Origin of the sequence: Bacillus sp. LUNF1 (assembly GCF_011008975.1) — a bacterium.
Lineage (GTDB): Bacteria > Bacillota > Bacilli > Bacillales > Bacillaceae > Bacillus > Bacillus velezensis.
Genome location: NZ_CP048876.1, coordinates 2156674 through 2172342 on the forward strand (window position 1 = coordinate 2156674; position 15669 = coordinate 2172342).

At 46.7% G+C, this 15669-nt stretch carries 14 protein-coding genes; 1 reads left to right on the forward strand and 13 read right to left on the reverse strand.

The genetic code is table 11. The features are described 5' to 3' along the window. Positions 1 to 17: 17 nt before the first annotated feature. Positions 18 to 2801 (forward strand): PBP1A family penicillin-binding protein, encoded by a 2784-nt coding sequence (locus G4O42_RS10365; RefSeq protein ID WP_032873273.1) that lies wholly within the window; start codon positions 18 to 20, stop codon positions 2799 to 2801. Between the two features lie 77 nt (positions 2802 to 2878). Here G4O42_RS10365 and G4O42_RS10370 read toward each other — a convergent pair whose 3' ends face one another. The 13 genes from G4O42_RS10370 to G4O42_RS10430 all read right to left on the reverse strand — a co-directional run bounded on the left by G4O42_RS10370 (position 2879) and on the right by G4O42_RS10430 (position 15669). Then, the gene (locus tag G4O42_RS10370; RefSeq protein ID WP_007612186.1) at positions 2879 to 3370 is read right to left on the reverse strand and encodes a YpoC family protein; all 492 of its coding nucleotides are present in this window, start codon (positions 3368 to 3370) and stop codon (positions 2879 to 2881) included. Beyond that, positions 3367 to 4026, reverse strand: a complete 660-nt coding sequence (gene nth, locus G4O42_RS10375) for an endonuclease III (RefSeq protein WP_007612187.1) — start codon at positions 4024 to 4026, stop codon at positions 3367 to 3369. Before nth ends, G4O42_RS10370 begins: the two co-directional genes overlap by 4 nt. Positions 4027 to 4044: 18 nt before the next feature. Further along, positions 4045 to 4743: a DNA replication protein DnaD gene (gene dnaD, locus G4O42_RS10380; protein ID WP_003153516.1), complete on the reverse strand. Its 699-nt coding sequence runs from the start codon at positions 4741 to 4743 to the stop codon at positions 4045 to 4047. Between the two features lie 94 nt (positions 4744 to 4837). Then, the gene (asnS, locus tag G4O42_RS10385) at positions 4838 to 6130 is read right to left on the reverse strand and encodes an asparagine--tRNA ligase (RefSeq protein WP_003153515.1); all 1293 of its coding nucleotides are present in this window, start codon (positions 6128 to 6130) and stop codon (positions 4838 to 4840) included. Positions 6131 to 6264: 134 nt separating this feature from the next. Continuing rightward, positions 6265 to 7446: a pyridoxal phosphate-dependent aminotransferase gene (locus G4O42_RS10390; protein WP_007612190.1), complete on the reverse strand. Its 1182-nt coding sequence runs from the start codon at positions 7444 to 7446 to the stop codon at positions 6265 to 6267. Positions 7447 to 7468: 22 nt separating this feature from the next. Then, entirely contained in the window at positions 7469 to 7954 is a 486-nt protein-coding gene (tseB, locus tag G4O42_RS10395) for a cell wall elongation/penicillin-binding protein regulator TseB (RefSeq protein ID WP_032873272.1), read from the reverse strand. 9 nt (positions 7955 to 7963) lie between these two features. Continuing rightward, on the reverse strand, positions 7964 to 8134 hold the full coding sequence (locus G4O42_RS10400) for a YpmA family protein (protein WP_003153512.1): 171 nt from the start codon (positions 8132 to 8134) through the stop codon (positions 7964 to 7966). Positions 8135 to 8281: 147 nt separating this feature from the next. Beyond that, on the reverse strand, positions 8282 to 11068 hold the full coding sequence (gene dinG, locus G4O42_RS10405) for an ATP-dependent DNA helicase DinG (RefSeq protein ID WP_032873271.1): 2787 nt from the start codon (positions 11066 to 11068) through the stop codon (positions 8282 to 8284). Between the two features lie 121 nt (positions 11069 to 11189). After that, complete coding sequence (gene panD, locus G4O42_RS10410) at positions 11190 to 11573, reverse strand: aspartate 1-decarboxylase (RefSeq protein ID WP_003153510.1); 384 nt, start codon at positions 11571 to 11573, stop codon at positions 11190 to 11192. Position 11574: 1 nt separating this feature from the next. Beyond that, positions 11575 to 12435 (reverse strand): pantoate--beta-alanine ligase, encoded by an 861-nt coding sequence (gene panC, locus G4O42_RS10415; protein WP_032873270.1) that lies wholly within the window; start codon positions 12433 to 12435, stop codon positions 11575 to 11577. Between the two features lie 3 nt (positions 12436 to 12438). Continuing rightward, positions 12439 to 13272, reverse strand: coding sequence for a 3-methyl-2-oxobutanoate hydroxymethyltransferase (gene panB, locus G4O42_RS10420; RefSeq protein ID WP_007409480.1), 834 nt, complete (start codon positions 13270 to 13272; stop codon positions 12439 to 12441). Positions 13273 to 13516: 244 nt separating this feature from the next. Further along, positions 13517 to 14494: a bifunctional biotin--[acetyl-CoA-carboxylase] synthetase/biotin operon repressor gene (locus G4O42_RS10425; protein ID WP_032873269.1), complete on the reverse strand. Its 978-nt coding sequence runs from the start codon at positions 14492 to 14494 to the stop codon at positions 13517 to 13519. Next, entirely contained in the window at positions 14479 to 15669 is a 1191-nt protein-coding gene (locus tag G4O42_RS10430; protein WP_032873268.1) for a CCA tRNA nucleotidyltransferase, read from the reverse strand. The genes G4O42_RS10425 and G4O42_RS10430 overlap by 16 nt, the downstream gene beginning before the upstream one ends.

Here is a 15669-nt window from a genome sequence, read left to right on the forward strand (position 1 = left end):
CGAAAGGTTGAGATGTTATGTCAGATCAATTTACGAGCCGTGAAGAACGCCGTAAGGCAAGGCAGACGAAAAGCACTAAGCCCTCTTCACCGAAAAAAGGCAAGAAACAGCGTAAAGGCGGTTTATTCAAAAAGATTGTGCTGTCCTTGGTTATTCTGTTTGTCCTTGGCATAGTCGGCGGAGCGGCGGCATTTGCCGTTTTGGTTTCCGGCGCGCCCTCTTTGGACGAAGCAAAGCTGAAAACGCCTTACTCTTCAACGATTTACGATAAAAACGGCAAAGAAATCGCGGAAGTGGGTGGTGAAAAACGAACCTACGTCCCGATTAAGGATATACCCGATGTTGTGAAAGAAGCATTTATCGCAACTGAAGACGCCCGTTTTTATAAGCACCACGGTATAGACCCGATCCGGATCGGAGGCGCCTTGGTCGCCAACTTTACGGATGGATTCGGTTCAGAGGGAGGAAGCACAATCACCCAGCAGGTTGTGAAAAACTCGCTTTTGACCCATCAGAAAACGATTAAACGGAAAGCACAGGAAGTGTGGCTTTCACTGCAGCTGGAGCGCCATTATTCTAAAGATGAAATCTTAGAAATGTATTTAAACAGAATTTATTTCTCACCGCGCGCCTATGGCGTCGGTAAAGCGGCTGAAGAATTCTTCGGCGTAAAAGATTTGAGCAAGCTTACGGTTGAACAGGCGGCGACGCTTGCCGGAATGCCGCAAAGCCCGACCGGATATAACCCGGTTAAAAATCCGAAGGCTTCCGAAAAACGCCGAAACATCGTTCTCAGCTTAATGGAAAAACAAGGATTCATTTCAAATTCTGAATACCAAAAAGCGAAGAAAGTGTCCATGAAAGATGAAGGCGTCGTCAGCCAAAAGGAATACGATAAAAAGGACACAAATAAATACAGCGCTTTTGTCGAAGAAGTTATGAAAGAAATTGAGACAAAAGAAAAGAAAGACGTCGATATTTCAACTGACGGATTGAAAATTTACACGACTCTTGATACGAAAGCACAAGATTATCTTGATCAATTGATGAACGGCGACACAGCCGGATTTACCGAAGGCATGCAGGGCGGCGTCACGCTCCTTGATACGACAAACGGAGAAATCCGCGCCATCGGAGCAGGACGGAACAGAACTACCGGGGGATTCAATTATGCAACACAAGGTAAAACCCAGCCCGGTTCAACGATAAAACCGATTCTTGATTACGGCCCGGTCATTGAAAATAAAAAATGGTCGACGTATGAGCAGATTGACGACTCAGCTTATACGTACTCTGACGGCACTCCGATTCACGACTATGACAATAAATACAGAAATATGATATCAATGCGAGAGGCCCTCTCAGACTCGCGTAATATTCCGGCTCTGAAAGCATATCAAGCAGCCGGTAAAGATAATGCCGTCGACTTCGCAAATGACTTAGGACTAGGATTAAACAAAGAGAGTGTAACCGAATCTTATTCGATCGGAGGATTTGGTCAGGATAACCGCGGTGTATCTACTATGACAATGGCGGGCGCCTACAGCGCTTTCGGAAATAACGGAACGTACAATGAACCGCATGCGGTCACATCGATTGAATTTAATGACGGCACTAAGCTTGATTTAACACCGAAACCGAAAAGTGCTATGAGCGATTACACGGCATTCATGATTACCGATATGCTCAAAACAGTCGTGCAGTCAGGAACAGGCAGACTAGCTCAAGTACCGAACGTGGAAGTCGCCGGTAAAACGGGTACGACAAACTTTACTAAAGGTGATATTCAAAAATATAACATTGCTCCGGGCGGAGTCCCAGACTCATGGTTTGTCGGATACACCCCTCAATATACAGCAGCGGTTTGGACCGGAGTTGAGTCTGGCAACAAAGCAGGTAAGAAATCACTGTCTGCTGCTGACCAGCAAGTCGCAAAACGGATTTTCCAAAAGCTGATCTCATACGTTGATGACGGTAAAGGAAGCTTCAAGCAGCCTGACAGCGTCGTAAAAGAAACAGTTGAGAAAGGCTCGAATCCTGCCGCTTTAGCCGGACCAAATACACCGGATGATAAAAAAGTGACGGAGTACTTCGTGAAAGGAACGCAGCCAACTGCCGTTTCTAAAACGTACACGAAAGAAAAAGCCGATAAACCGACAGGATTGCAAGTGAAATACGACAAAGATAAAAAATCATTAACCTTAAGCTGGAATTATGACGGTGATGCAACATTCAATGTCAAACAATCCGTTGACGGCGGAAGCTACAGTGACATTCAAAACAGTTCGGCAAAAGAAGCCGTCGTCCCAGATGTCACGCCAGGCTCCACATACAGCTTCCAGGTGACAGCGGAAAACGATGACGGAAAAAGCGATACGGCATCAGCATCTTTCAAAGTCCCGAAAGATGAAGAAGACGATGCGGATAAAGATAAAGCGACTGACGATGAACAGAAGTCTGATGAAGATAAAGACAAAGACAAGACGCAAACTGATGATTCAAACACAGATGACAATCAGACAGATACGTCTGACGGATCGGATCAAACACCAACTGATGACCCGGATAAAAATCAGGATCAACCCGATAAGGATCAAACAGATAACAACAATCAGAATCAGCCCGGCAACGGGACTGATAACAACGGACAGCAAGATAACGGCTCTGATAATGATTCCGATTCCGGTTCAGACGGCTCAAATAAACCTGACAGCGGTCAAACGGACAAAAACAAAGACTCATCTTCAAATATCAACGGGCAGTCCAATTCGTCAACCATCCAGTCAAACCCCGCTCATTAGCGGACGAAATCCTTCACCTCAAACAGGTGAAGGATTTTTTTCATACAAAAAAACCTCCTTATGAGAAAAGGAGGTTTTTAACATTTGTTCATGGCTTCATATTTATGATATTGTTTCTTCATCTCCGTCATCAATTCATCAAGCTGAATAAACGAGTGATATTGAGTCGGTTTTGTTAAAATAAACGCCATTCGCTCCGCCCAATTGATCGGTTCGGCGGGAAAATGCTTTGTTTCAAGCACAGACCAATCAAGTGATGTGACCCGCTCCCCTGCCGTCCAGTGAAAAGCGGCAATCAGACAGGCAATTCCCTTCAGCATGTCATTTTGATCACATCTCGATTTTCTTGTTTGAAAAACGGGAAGCAGCGTTTCTTTCGTTTCGTTCCAAATCTGAAATAGAAACGGGACATATTCGCCCCTTTCCCTCCATGGCTGCACGGTTGGCTGACCGCTGAAATCCATATACAGCGGATGGCGGCGCAGCGCCGTTTTGATCTCAAGGCTTTCCAAGTCCGTAAGGCTGCGCAGGTATGTTTCATAGCCTGCCAGAATGTCAATCGCCGTCACCGTTTCACCAGCCCTTTTTTGTCACGCTTCTGCCCTTCTCTGCATAGCGGAAGCAAAGGACATTCCGCACAGCGGGGAGATTGCGCTTTACAATGATACCTCCCGAAAAATATTAATCTGTGGTGCGTAACAGACCAATCCTCTTTCGGCACTTTTTTCATTAATGTTTTCTCTACCTCCAAAACAGAGTCCTTCCAGCGGCAGATACCAAGCCGTTTAGAGACCCGCTCCACATGAGTGTCTACTGCGATCGCAGGTACGCCGAAAGCAACAGACACGACTACATTTGCCGTTTTCCGTCCGACACCCGGCAGATTCACAAGCTCATCCCGGTCTTTCGGCACTTCTCCGCCGTACTCTTCGATGATCATTTTGCTCAGCTTTTGAATATTTTTGGCTTTATTACGGTATAGGCCGATTGATTTAATATCCTGCTGGAGTTCTTCCAGCGATACGGCAAGATAATCTTCGGGCCGTTTATATTTTTGAAATAGCGTTTTTGTCACTCTGTTGACGAGAGCGTCCGTACATTGCGCGGATAATGCGACTGCCACAACCAATTCGAAAGGATTTGAATGGACAAGTTCACATTCTGCGTGCGGAAACATATCGCCGATTTTTTCAAGACAATATTCAATCTGCTTTAAATTTAACACGTTTCTCCCCTTCTCATGTTATTGTTCCAGCCAATTGTAAAAAGGCACCTGCCTCGTATACTCTTTTTGCGGATCATTTTGTTTCGTTTGAACACGACGGAATTTTTGGCTGTGCGCCTTCGCCTGCTCAACCGTTTTGAAGCCGTTCTTTTTCCATTCAAATAAAATCCGGTCAATATAGCGAAAACTGAGTTTCCCCGATAAAACAGCTTCTTTTAAGGCGTGTTTAATCAGAATCGCATCATGCTGATCCTGATCCTGCCATATGGCCAGCGTCTCGCATTCAAGGGGCGACAGCGGTCTTCCGAACTCTTCTTCAAAGATGGTATACAGGCTTTTTTGTTCTCTTTCTGACGTTCTTTCCTGCGTTTCATTTTGAGAATGCTGCATGTAATCATACAGCTTCGCCCATAACGGCTGCAGAGAATATTTTTCAAACTTTATGCCGTTATGGTCTTCACATTCTTCAATAAACAGAAAACCTTTTTGAATAAACATTCTCAGGCAGCTTGTACATTCTTCAGCAGAGATGGACATGCCTGATTGAAGTTCAAACGGCGTCGGAAAATAAGAGCCCTTTTCCAAATGCATTTTAATCTTCAAAAGCAGGATCAATTCGGTTTCATTCAGCCCGAGCTGCCGGTAATGTGTCAGCAGCAGGTTGGGAATGCTTGAAATGCCGAGTTCCTGCATATCTATAAATTGCTGTTTTTTCATCCTTACACCTCTTACTGTAAAAGGTTATCTCCGGGAGCTTTCCCCTTTACTTAGAAAAAGTCTCCCTTGCAGGAGACTTCGTTTTTTAAAACTATTACGGATACAGACGGTTCAGAAGTCTCGGGAACGGAATCGTTTCACGCACGTGAGGCGCTCCGCTGATCCAAGCCACTGTCCGCTCAAGTCCGAGGCCGAAGCCGGAGTGCGGAACAGAACCGTATTGTCTGAGTTCAGCATACCATTTGTAAGCATCTGAATCCAGACCGTGTTCTTTTAATCTTTCTTCCAATAAATCCATATCATGAACGCGTTCTGAACCGCCGATGATTTCCCCGTAGCCTTCCGGAGCGATTAAGTCGGCACATAACACGACATCATCACGATCTTTGGCAGGCTGCATATAAAACGGTTTTAATGATGTCGGATAATGAGTGATAAACACCGGTTTGTCATAGCTTTCTGCAATCGCTGTTTCATGCGGCGCACCGAAGTCATCTCCCCACTCAATATCGTCAAAGCCTTTTTCTTTCAGGAATTCAATCGCTTTATCGTACGTAATGCGCGGGAATGGCGCTTTGATTTGTTCAAGCTTCGATGTGTCTCTTCCTAATGTGTTCAGCTCGATCTTACAATGTTCCAGCACACTTTGTACGATGTATGCAACATAATTCTCCTGAACTTCAAGGTTTTCTTCAAATTCAACAAATGCCATTTCAGGCTCAATCATCCAGAATTCGATGAGATGGCGTTTCGTTTTCGATTTTTCCGCTCTGAACGTCGGTCCGAAAGAGAATACTTTTCCGAGCGCCATTGCAGCTGCTTCCATATACAGCTGACCGCTTTGAGACAGGAAGGCGTCTTCATCAAAATATTTCGTCGCGAACAGCTCAGTCGTGCCTTCCGGAGCGCTTCCCGTCAAAATCGGCGGATCAACTTTCACGAAGCCTTCTTTATTGAAAAATTCATAAGTCGCACGGATGATTTCGTTGCGGATTTTCATAATTGCGTGCTGGCGTTTCGAACGGAGCCATAAATGTCTGTGATCCATTAAGAATTCCGTACCGTGCTCTTTAGGCGTAATCGGATAATCAGTCGCTTCGTGAATGACTTCAATGGATGTAACAGCAAGCTCATAGCCAAGCGGTGAACGCTCGTCCTCTTTCACAATTCCTTTTACATAAAGCGACGTTTCCTGTGTCACTGATTTCGCGATTTGGAAGATGTCTTCTTCTACTTCAGCTTTGACGACAACTCCCTGAATGAAGCCGGTACCGTCTCTCAGCTGTAAAAATGCGATTTTACCGCTTGAGCGTTTATTAGCGACCCAAGCTCCAATCGTTACTTCCTCGCCTGTGTGTTTATACACTTGGTTGATTGTTGTTTTCAAACTCTTTCCCTCCAGAACAAGAAAGACATTCAGGAATCTGCCTGAATCTCTTTTTTCATCACTTTATTATACCCGTTCTACTCTAACGGGGTCAATGCAAGTGAAAAGCGGCTTTAAAAGCCGCTTTTTCAGAATCAGCTGTGTTTTTCCGTGAAGCGGCGGATTCTTTCGACCGCTTCTTCTAAAAGATCGAGTGACGTTGCGTAAGATAAGCGGACGTTGTCCGGTGAACCGAAACCCGAGCCCGGCACGATGGCGACTTTTTCTTCTTCCAGAAGCGCCTTGACGTATTCATCGACATCTTTGAATCCGCAGTTTTCTGCGGCCGCTTTGGCGTTAGGGAACAAGTAAAACGCCCCTTCAGGCTTGACACAGGTGAATCCGGGAATTTCACTGAGCTGAGCGTAAATGGTGTTCAGTCTGTGCTCAAATGCCTGTCTCATCTCTTCCAGCGGCTCAGCCGGACCGTTATAGGCCGCAATAGCGCCGTATTGAGCGATAGACGTCGGATTTGATGTGCTGTGGCTCGCAAGGCTCGTCATCGCTTTAATAATCGTCTCCGAACCCGCCGCATAGCCGATCCTCCAGCCCGTCATGCTGTGAGATTTCGACACGCCGTTAATGATGATCGTCTGCTCTTTCAATTCATCTGAAAGCTGTGCGATTGAGACGTGTTTTTTTCCTCCGTATGTAAGCTTCTCATAAATCTCGTCAGAAACGATCAGAATGCCATGCTCCAGACACACTTTTCCGAGTTCCGCAAGCTCTTCTTTCGTATACATAACACCTGTCGGGTTGCTCGGTGAATTGATAATGAGCGCTTTTGTTTTCTCAGTGATAGCCTGCTTCAGCTGCTCCGGTGAAATTTTAAACTGATTGGATTCCAGCCCTTCTGCATAGACGGGACGCCCCCCTGCCAGTTTCACCTGCTCAGGGTAGCTGACCCAGTAAGGAGTCGGTATAATCACTTCGTCCCCTTCATCGAGAATAACCTGAAATAATGTATACAGAGCGTGTTTCGCGCCGGTGCAGACAATGATTTCTGACGGCTTATATTCAATCCCCTGGTCGTTTTTGAATTTTTTTGCGATACTGTCTTTCAGCGCCGGCAGACCGCCTGAAGGCGTATATTTCGTATGGCCTTCATTCATGGAACGCACCGCGGCATCTATAATGTGCTGAGGCGTATTAAAATCCGGTTCTCCTGCTCCGAGGCCGATGACATCATGGCCTTCTGCTTTCAGCTCTTTCGCTTTTGCAGTAATTGCAAGTGTTGCAGACGGTGTTAATGCGGATACTCTTTTTGCCAATTTCAACTTGAACTCCCCCTAATACGTCTCACGGTGTGATGTTTTTGAGAATCTTGCCGCTTGTAAAGTCCACATAGCTAAAGCTATACTGCCCGTTTTTGTTGATATAGGTCACTTCCCATAACGGAACATTGTTTTCTCTCGCCGGGTGAACGCCATTCAGCTTGGAAACAAGCCCTTCGTCCCGAACGATCTTGGCAGCCTTGCCGCTTGAAATGCCGTCACTGGCTTTTTTTGAGAGGATTTTTGCTTTTTTGTCGGCCGGAACCCATACATACATATCTTTTCCATGTTTATCCGTTCCGGTAACAACATAATATTTCTGTTTGCCGACAAAGGTCTCCACTTTCTCAGCATCTGTCAGCTCCGTTTTTTCTTTAGCGGCTGCGGCAGCTGTTTCGTGGCCTTCTTCTTTTTGAGCCATTGCAGATTTAAAAATGCTGGCCGAAAATAAAAGAACTGCTAAAAAAATAATACCAAATACGGCTGTAAATATTAATGCTTTTTTTCTCATCTTTTTCACCTATGTGCGATAAATGGTGAAGACCGCTTCATTTTGATTTTCTTCGTCGAGCGCAAGGCCGAACATCAGATTGTCCCGTTTCAAAGTCCGGTTTAATGTATCGACGATTTTATATAAATCATCTGAATGCTCCACATTAATCGTTGACAGAATTTCAATTTTGCTTTCCATTTTTATACCCTCCATCGGTCGAACAAATTTTGTTAGTCATAACGGGATGCGCCCGCGGCATAATAAAATCACAAGGCGGCATGAACCCGCTTTTACTATAAAAACAATTCCTCATCCCACACCACGAAAGCCGCGTTTATGCGGCTTTTATTCCGTTTGGCTGACATAAGCCGCCATTTCGGCATCCGTCAGTTCCAAAAGAGATGAAGTCGGGAGCGCTTCAAGAAACAGCCGTCCGTATCCCGCCGTTTTTACACGCTGATCTAAAAGAACGATTGTTCCCTTGTCTCCCGCCGTACGGAGCAGGCGCCCGATCCCCTGTCTGAACGTTAACACGGCCTCAGGCAGGGAAATCGTCTGAAACGGATTTTTCCCCTGTTTCTTGGCAAATTCGCATTTTGCGGCATGAAGCGGATTGTCAGGCGCCCTGAAAGGAAGTCTTGCGATCATGACGGTTGACAATTCATCCCCCGGAAAATCAACGCCTTCCCAGAAATGATTCGTCCCGAGCAAAATCGCCCGGCTTGCCGTTTTAAAGGTTTTCATTAATTTACCGGGACTCCCGCCCGAAATACCTTGGGCGAGAAGCTGAATGCCTGAGATCTCCATACTGAGTTTCAGTTCCTGATACACTTTTTTCAGCATATCATGAGACGTAAACAGGACAAGGATCTTCGGCTGTTTTCCCTTTGACATGATTTCTGCATACTTGGCAATATGCTCAATGACTTCCCGCTCTCCGTCATATTTAACGGATTTCATCTCTTTCGGAATGATGACGTTCATCTGATCATCGTAAGAAAAAGGAGACGGGATGCTTTTGGTGCGCGGATAAAAATCCGCAAGTCCGAGCCTTTCAATCATAAATTGAAAAGACTGCTCCACCATTAAGGTCGCTGATGTGAGCACAACGCTTTTTTTGCGGGCGAAAAACTGGTCTGCCAGCATTTCACCGGGCTCCAAAGGCTGCGCATAGATGCTGACGGCATTTTTTGCGCCCTTCGCATCAATTTCAACCCAAACGGCTTCTTTCTCATCATTTTCAAACAGCAGCCTGCTGAACGTATCGCGATATTCTTTCAGCCCCCTGATACACTTTACATATTCGGCCGCTAAAAAAGCCGCTCCGCTTTTCATCTGTTCAAGCTTTTGATGTAACAGTTTCTCCTGTACTGAAAACATGTCAAGCAGCTGATCCAGCATCGCGCAAAGCCGCTCCGCTCCGTCCGTTATCATGTGAAACCCTTTATCCTGGCTTTTATGATTGAGACTATAGACGAGACGGTTCAGATCGTCTTTAGGTTTTCTTCGTTTGACAAAAGAATGCACTGAACTGAAAAATGCGTCGCTTTCCGATTGAATATGCTTCATCCACTCATCGGCGTCAAAAAAACTTTCCGCCGGCAGTTCATACGTATAAAACAGTTTTCTCATCCGCTTTAACAGTCCGTGTTCCTTTAAGGTTCCGATTCGGCTGAGCTTTGTGTGCAGTCCGATGTATGAAGCTCTCTTCCCGAGGTGCTCGCTGGCAGCGCGTTCGAAATGATGCGCTTCATCAATGATGATTGTTCCGCTTGCAGGCAGTTTTTTCGTTTCACTGCTTTGATCTGAAAACAGCAAAGCATGGTTTGTGATAATCAGATCTGCGGCCTGCGCTTTTTCTTTAGCCCGTTCATAAAACCCGGCAGCCGAGTCCTTCCCTTTTTTAAAAAAAGAATTCTCATCGTAAGCCATGCGCTCCCACAGCAATCTGCCGCCTGATGGAAGATTCAGCTCAGCGGCGTCGCCCGTTTCAGTCTCCGTCAGCCAGACGAGAAGCTGCGCTTTCGTCAAAACCGCATCATAGTTGTCATCTTCCTCATGCAGAATATGTTCAAACTTAGGCAGGCACAGATAATGTGATTTCCCTTTTAAAATAGCAGCTTTGACCGGCCAAGGAAACATACGCTCCAAAAGCGGGAGATCTTTAGACATGATCTGCTGCTGCAAAAGAGTAGAGTACGTGCTGATAATCACGGGAGTCTGCTCCGCTTTGGCAAATAAAACAGCCGGAACGAGATAACCGATCGTTTTTCCGATGCCGGGTGCCGCTTCAATCAGCGCATGCTCCCGATTGCGGAAGGCGCCAAGCACTTCATCCATCATCGAAAGCTGCCCTTTCCGCTTTTCATAGCGGGGGATGATGCCGGATAAAATCTGTTCTTTTTCTTCGTTCCACTTTTCAAGGTCAATGGCCGCATTCACCGGACGGGAAACCGGAATGTGATCGGGCTCTTTAATTGAAAAAGAGGCGTATGGAATGCAGCTCTTTTCTTCCGCCGGCCTGCTTTCATGTATAAAAGAATCCAAAAGCAGCGTCAAATCGCTGATAAAATGCTGTGAAAGCCTTCTAAGCTGCTTTAATGTCGGTAAAGGCAAATGTTTCAGTTTATGTAAAATGTCTAAAAAGACCAGTCCCGTAACCTCCGCATCGCTGTCTGCGCGGTGAGGGCGGTCATGAACAATATTCAGCTCCGCGCACAACTCACCGAGCTTATATCCTTCAAACCCCGGGAAAACAATACGCGAAAGCTCAACCGTATCAAGCACTTCACAATCCGGCAGCTCATAGCCCGCTTCGCTCAGTTCATGCCGGACAAATCCGAGGTCGAAATGAATATTGTGGGCAACAAAATACGCGCCGTCAAGCAGATGAAAAATCTCTTCTGCGACCGCTTCAAACGGCAGTTCATTTTCAACCATTCCGGACGAAATTCCGGTCAGCTGTTCAATAAACGGCGGAATGACTTGATTCGGATTAATATATTTTGAAAACCGCTCAGTTATTTGTCCATTTTCAATGACAACCGCTGCGATTTGAATGATTTTATCGCCCTTTTTAGGCGAATTTCCTGTTGTTTCGACATCTATGACAACGAACCGTTGTTTGTTCATTAAAATGGACACCTCAATTCTTGCATACGAGAAAAGTGTAACACGTTTTGTTGAGAAATGGAGCGGAAAAACAGCTTTTGCCCCTAAATCTTAAAAGAAAACCCCCATGAAGGGGGCTCTATTACAAAATCGTGTGTGCCGGCTCCTGGCCCAGCATCTGCTCGATTTTATTCTGATCATCCAGAACAGCCACCTTCGGCTGATGGCTTTTTGCTTCCTGATCAGACATCATTTGATAAGAAATAATAATGACTTTATCTCCTTCTTGGACGAGACGGGCGGCTGCTCCGTTTAAACAGATGACGCCGCTCCCCCGCTTACCGGGAATAATATACGTTTCAAGTCTCGCTCCGTTATTATTATTCACAATCTGAACTTTTTCATTAGCGAGCATTCCGACGGCATCTAAAAGATCTTCATCAATCGTAATGCTGCCGACATAGTTTAAATTGGCTTCCGTCACGGTAGCGCGGTGCAGTTTTCCGGCCATCATAGTGCGGTACATATTATGATCTCTCCCATTCATCAATATCAATAATGATATTATCAATCAGTCTGGCTTTAGAAAATTGGACGGCGCAGGCCAGAATGACCTTGCCGTTTAATGTTTTAAGCGGAGTCAGCTCCGGATAAGCGTACAGTTCGGCATAATCAATGACGCCGCTTGTGTTTTCGATGATATCGGTGACGGTTTTTATAACGGTTTCCGGATTTCTTTCACCGTCTCTGATCAGTTCGGCACCTTGCTGCAATGCTTTATAGATCATCGGCGCTTCTTTGCGTTCCTGCTCAGTCAGATAGACGTTGCGAGAGCTTTTGGCAAGTCCGTCTTCTTCTCTGACCGTGTCCACTGCAACCAATTCGATATCCATAAAGAAATCCTCAATCAATCCGTCCACAACCGCTGCCTGCTGGGCATCTTTCAGGCCGAAGTAAGCGCGGGTCGGTTTAACGAGATTGAAAAACTTCGTCAGCACAGTGGCCACTCCGTCAAAATGGCCGACGCGGGAGGCGCCGCACAACACGTCAGTTCTCCTTTTCACTTGCACGGCAACATTTTGCTCGCCTTTATACATATCACTTGGAGACGGCGCAAACAAAACATCTGCCCCCGCCTGTTCTGCAAGCCGGGCATCGCGCTTTAAATCTCGCGGATATGCCTCGTAATCCTCGCCCGGTCCGAATTGAGTCGGATTGACAAAGATGCTCATCACGACAATATCGTTTTCTTTGCTTGCTTTTTCAACCAGCGTCAGATGTCCTTCATGAAGAAAACCCATTGTCGGGACGAATCCGATCGTCCGGCCTTCTGAGCGGTATTGTGCAATCAATTCTTTCAGCTGTTGAGTTTCTGTCAGTTGTTTCATCGCTTACTTTCCTCCGTACAAGCCTTGCAGCACAGTTTGGTTTATCTGAAAGGAATGCTTTTCTTCCGGGAAAACCCGTTCTTTCACATCACGGACGTAATCGCTGAGGGCCGACTCAATCGTGCCGTCGATTTTGGCGTATTGCTTCACGAACTTCGGTGTTCTGTCCACGCCGTGGCCGACGACGTCATGATAGACAAGGACTTGGCCGTCCGCTTTTGAACCGGCTCCGATTCCGATGACGGGAATGGATACTTCTTCTTTTATTTTAGCAGTCAGTTCAGCAGGCACGCATTCAAGCACGAGCATCATTGCTCCCGCCTGTTCGCATTTGATGCTGTCTTCAATGAGCTTTTTCGCGCTTTGCTCATCTTTCCCCTGCACTTTATATCCGCCTAATACGCCGACAGACTGCGGTGTGAGGCCTAAATGGCTGACGACGGGAATTCCGCCGAGAGTCAGCGCGCGGATGGATTCGAAAACGCCGTCTCCGCCTTCAAGCTTTAACGCGTCCGCGCCGCTTTCCTGAATTATGGCCGCGGCGTTTTTCAATGTATCCTCTTTTGAAAGGTGGTAAGACATAAACGGCATGTCAGTTACGATAAACGTATTTTTCGCACCGCGTTTTACCGCTTTTGTATGGTGAATCATGTCACTGACCGTTACGCCGACTGTTGAATCGAGTCCGAGCACGACCATTCCGAGCGAATCCCCGACTAAAATCATGTCGACTCCCGCCTGTTCCGCAAGCTTTGCCTGCGGATAATCGTAAGCGGTCAGCATCACGATCGGCTCTCCGTTTTCCTTCATTTTCATGAAATCCAGTTTTGTTTTCATTCTGTTTCTCCTCCTCTAAACGGTGAGGAGATGAGCCGCCAATTTTTCGCAAGCAAAAAAGCCTTCTGTAAAATAAGAAGGATCCCCACTTGTTTAACGTTCGGCGAATGTCATCCCTCTGTCCCAGTCCTTTTTTGGATCAAGGCAGACTTTTCGTAATCTCTGTTCTGCTGATCAGGTGCAGTTCATTATGATACTGCCCATAGGAAGTATACCAAATTCACGAGGCTTGTACCAACTAAGATTAATTGAGCTCAATATCGGCAGAATATATCTTCTTTATACCGTCTTTCGTTTCCAAGAGAAGAACTCCCTCATCATCAATGCCGAGCGATTTCCCGTAAAACGTCCCTTGCAGCGTTCTCGCTCTGAGCTCGTTCCCCAGTCCGACCGCATAGCTTTCCCATAGCAGCTTGATCGGTGTAAAGCCGTGGTTCAAATAATCCTGATAGCGTTTTTCAAAAGTCAGCAAAATCTCTTGTATCAGACCCGCTCTGTCAATTTTTTCGCCGGCTTCCATCCTGAGGCTCGTCGCAATGTCCTGAAGCTCGCCGGGAAAATCGGTTTCCTGCTGGTTCACGTTGATGCCGATCCCGAGAATAACCGAACGGACACGGTCTTCTTCCGCCTGCAGCTCAGTTAAAATCCCGACGGCTTTTTTGCCGTGAATCATTAAATCATTCGGCCATTTAATGGCGGGCTGTACGCCTGTAAAAGCCTCGATGGCCTGTACGACCGCAACGGCAGATAACAGGGTGAGCTGCGGCGTTTTTTGCAAAGGAACGTCGGGTCTCAGAATGAGGCTCATCCAAATCCCGTTTCCCTCCTGTGAATGCCATACTCTGGCCATTCTTCCTCTGCCTGCCGTTTGTTTATCGGCGACTACGAGCGTTCCTTCCGGCGCGCCGTCATTGGCAAGTTCATGAGCGGTTTTTTGGGTGGATGGCAGGACGTCCCGGTAATGAAGCTGTTTGCCCAAAACCTCTGTTTTCAGCCCGAAACGGATTTCGGATTCACTGAGTTTCCCCGGTTTTTTAATGAGCCTGTACCCTTTTCGTCTGACCGCCTCAACCTCATAGCCCTCTTTGCGGAGCTCCTCTATATGTTTCCAAACGGCGGTTCTCGAGCAGCCGAGCGCGTCACTTATTTTCTGCCCGGAGATAAAGCCGTCACCCGCCTCAGAAAATAAATCAATTAATCGGGTTCTTAATGTTGATCCCATGATGCGAGCCACTCCTTTATGTCATGTTTTCGGTTAGGGAGCTTCCCTGCCAATACCGCTTCTTCGATCCGGCGAAGTTCTTCGGCCACCCATTTACCCGCGCGGCGGTTTCTGAGCTCCATCAGATCAGCGCCTGAAATGTCGAGGTCTCGAAGACTTTTGATCGGCAGCTGCTCATACAGGCTCTGAACCTCTTTCAGCTTTTGTTCATCAATCGTCTTATGCTTTTTCAGCATCCCGATTTTAACGGCTGAAAACAGCGCCTCTCCCGCCCGGTACATCGCTTCCGCTTCCAGCTGCACCGGATAAACGCTTATGATTTGCACCGCTTTTTTTATGACTTTTCCCGGCAGTTTCCATTGTTTTAAAAACGCCTCGGCGCTTTTCGGACAAAGACCGAGAAGCAATAACAGCGCTGCCCAGCGTTCTTCGCGTTCATCTAAAGAAGAAAACGGAAATCCGCTTGCTTCAAGCATTTGCTGCTCATAACCGGAAAGACCGGGCAGCTCTTGTATCAGACCTGTTTGCACCATCGTTTGAATCGCTTCTTGTGAGGAAACGCCCTGCAGCAGCTTTTCAAACTCGACGGTCTTTCGTTCTACTGATACATGTGCCAAAAGCTCCCTGTCTTTCATGATGGCCTCTCTTGTTTCTTTTTCTAACAGAAAGCCGAGCTGACTCATAAAGCGGACGGCTCTCATCATCCGCAGAGCGTCTTCCCGAAAACGGTCTTCAGGGTTACCCACCGTTCGGATCAGCTTTTGTCCGATATCATGTGCGCCTCCGAAATAATCAAGCAGCTCTCCTTCGGCAGACATCGCCATCGCATTAATCGTTAAGTCTCTCCGCTTTAAGTCTTCTGATAAAGAAGTAATGAACCGCACAGCTTCAGGTCGCCGGTAGTCCTTATATTCTGATTCGGCACGAAAAGTGGTGACTTCATAGGTTTCATCTTCCCACAAGACGATGACGGTGCCGTGCTCTTTTCCTACATCGACAGTCCGCTTAAAGAGACGCTCCACCTCATTCGGCGAAGCGCTGGTTGCGATGTCCACATCACCTATTTTTCGTTTCATATAGCTGTCTCTGACGGCTCCCCCGACAAAGTACGCCTGATGGCCCGCCTTCATCAGATGATGAAGGATGGGGAGGGCTTTGACAAATTCCTGTTCCAT

Excerpts from the sequence above, each read along its gene's own strand:
- G4O42_RS10365 (WP_032873273.1), top strand. The coding sequence starts at position 18 with ATGTCAGATCAATTTACGAGCCGTGAAGAACGCCGTAAGGCAAGGCAG.
- dnaD (WP_003153516.1), bottom strand. The coding sequence starts at position 4,743 with ATGAAAAAACAGCAATTTATAGATATGCAGGAACTCGGCATTTCAAGC.
- tseB (WP_032873272.1), bottom strand. The coding sequence starts at position 7,954 with ATGAGAAAAAAAGCATTAATATTTACAGCCGTATTTGGTATTATTTTT.
- G4O42_RS10400 (WP_003153512.1), bottom strand. The coding sequence starts at position 8,134 with ATGGAAAGCAAAATTGAAATTCTGTCAACGATTAATGTGGAGCATTCA.
- dinG (WP_032873271.1), bottom strand. The coding sequence starts at position 11,068 with ATGAACAAACAACGGTTCGTTGTCATAGATGTCGAAACAACAGGAAAT.
- panD (WP_003153510.1), bottom strand. The coding sequence starts at position 11,573 with ATGTACCGCACTATGATGGCCGGAAAACTGCACCGCGCTACCGTGACG.
- panC (WP_032873270.1), bottom strand. The coding sequence starts at position 12,435 with ATGAAACAACTGACAGAAACTCAACAGCTGAAAGAATTGATTGCACAA.
- panB (WP_007409480.1), bottom strand. The coding sequence starts at position 13,272 with ATGAAAACAAAACTGGATTTCATGAAAATGAAGGAAAACGGAGAGCCG.
- G4O42_RS10425 (WP_032873269.1), bottom strand. The coding sequence starts at position 14,494 with ATGGGATCAACATTAAGAACCCGATTAATTGATTTATTTTCTGAGGCG.
- G4O42_RS10430 (WP_032873268.1), bottom strand. The coding sequence starts at position 15,669 with ATGGAACAGGAATTTGTCAAAGCCCTCCCCATCCTTCATCATCTGATG.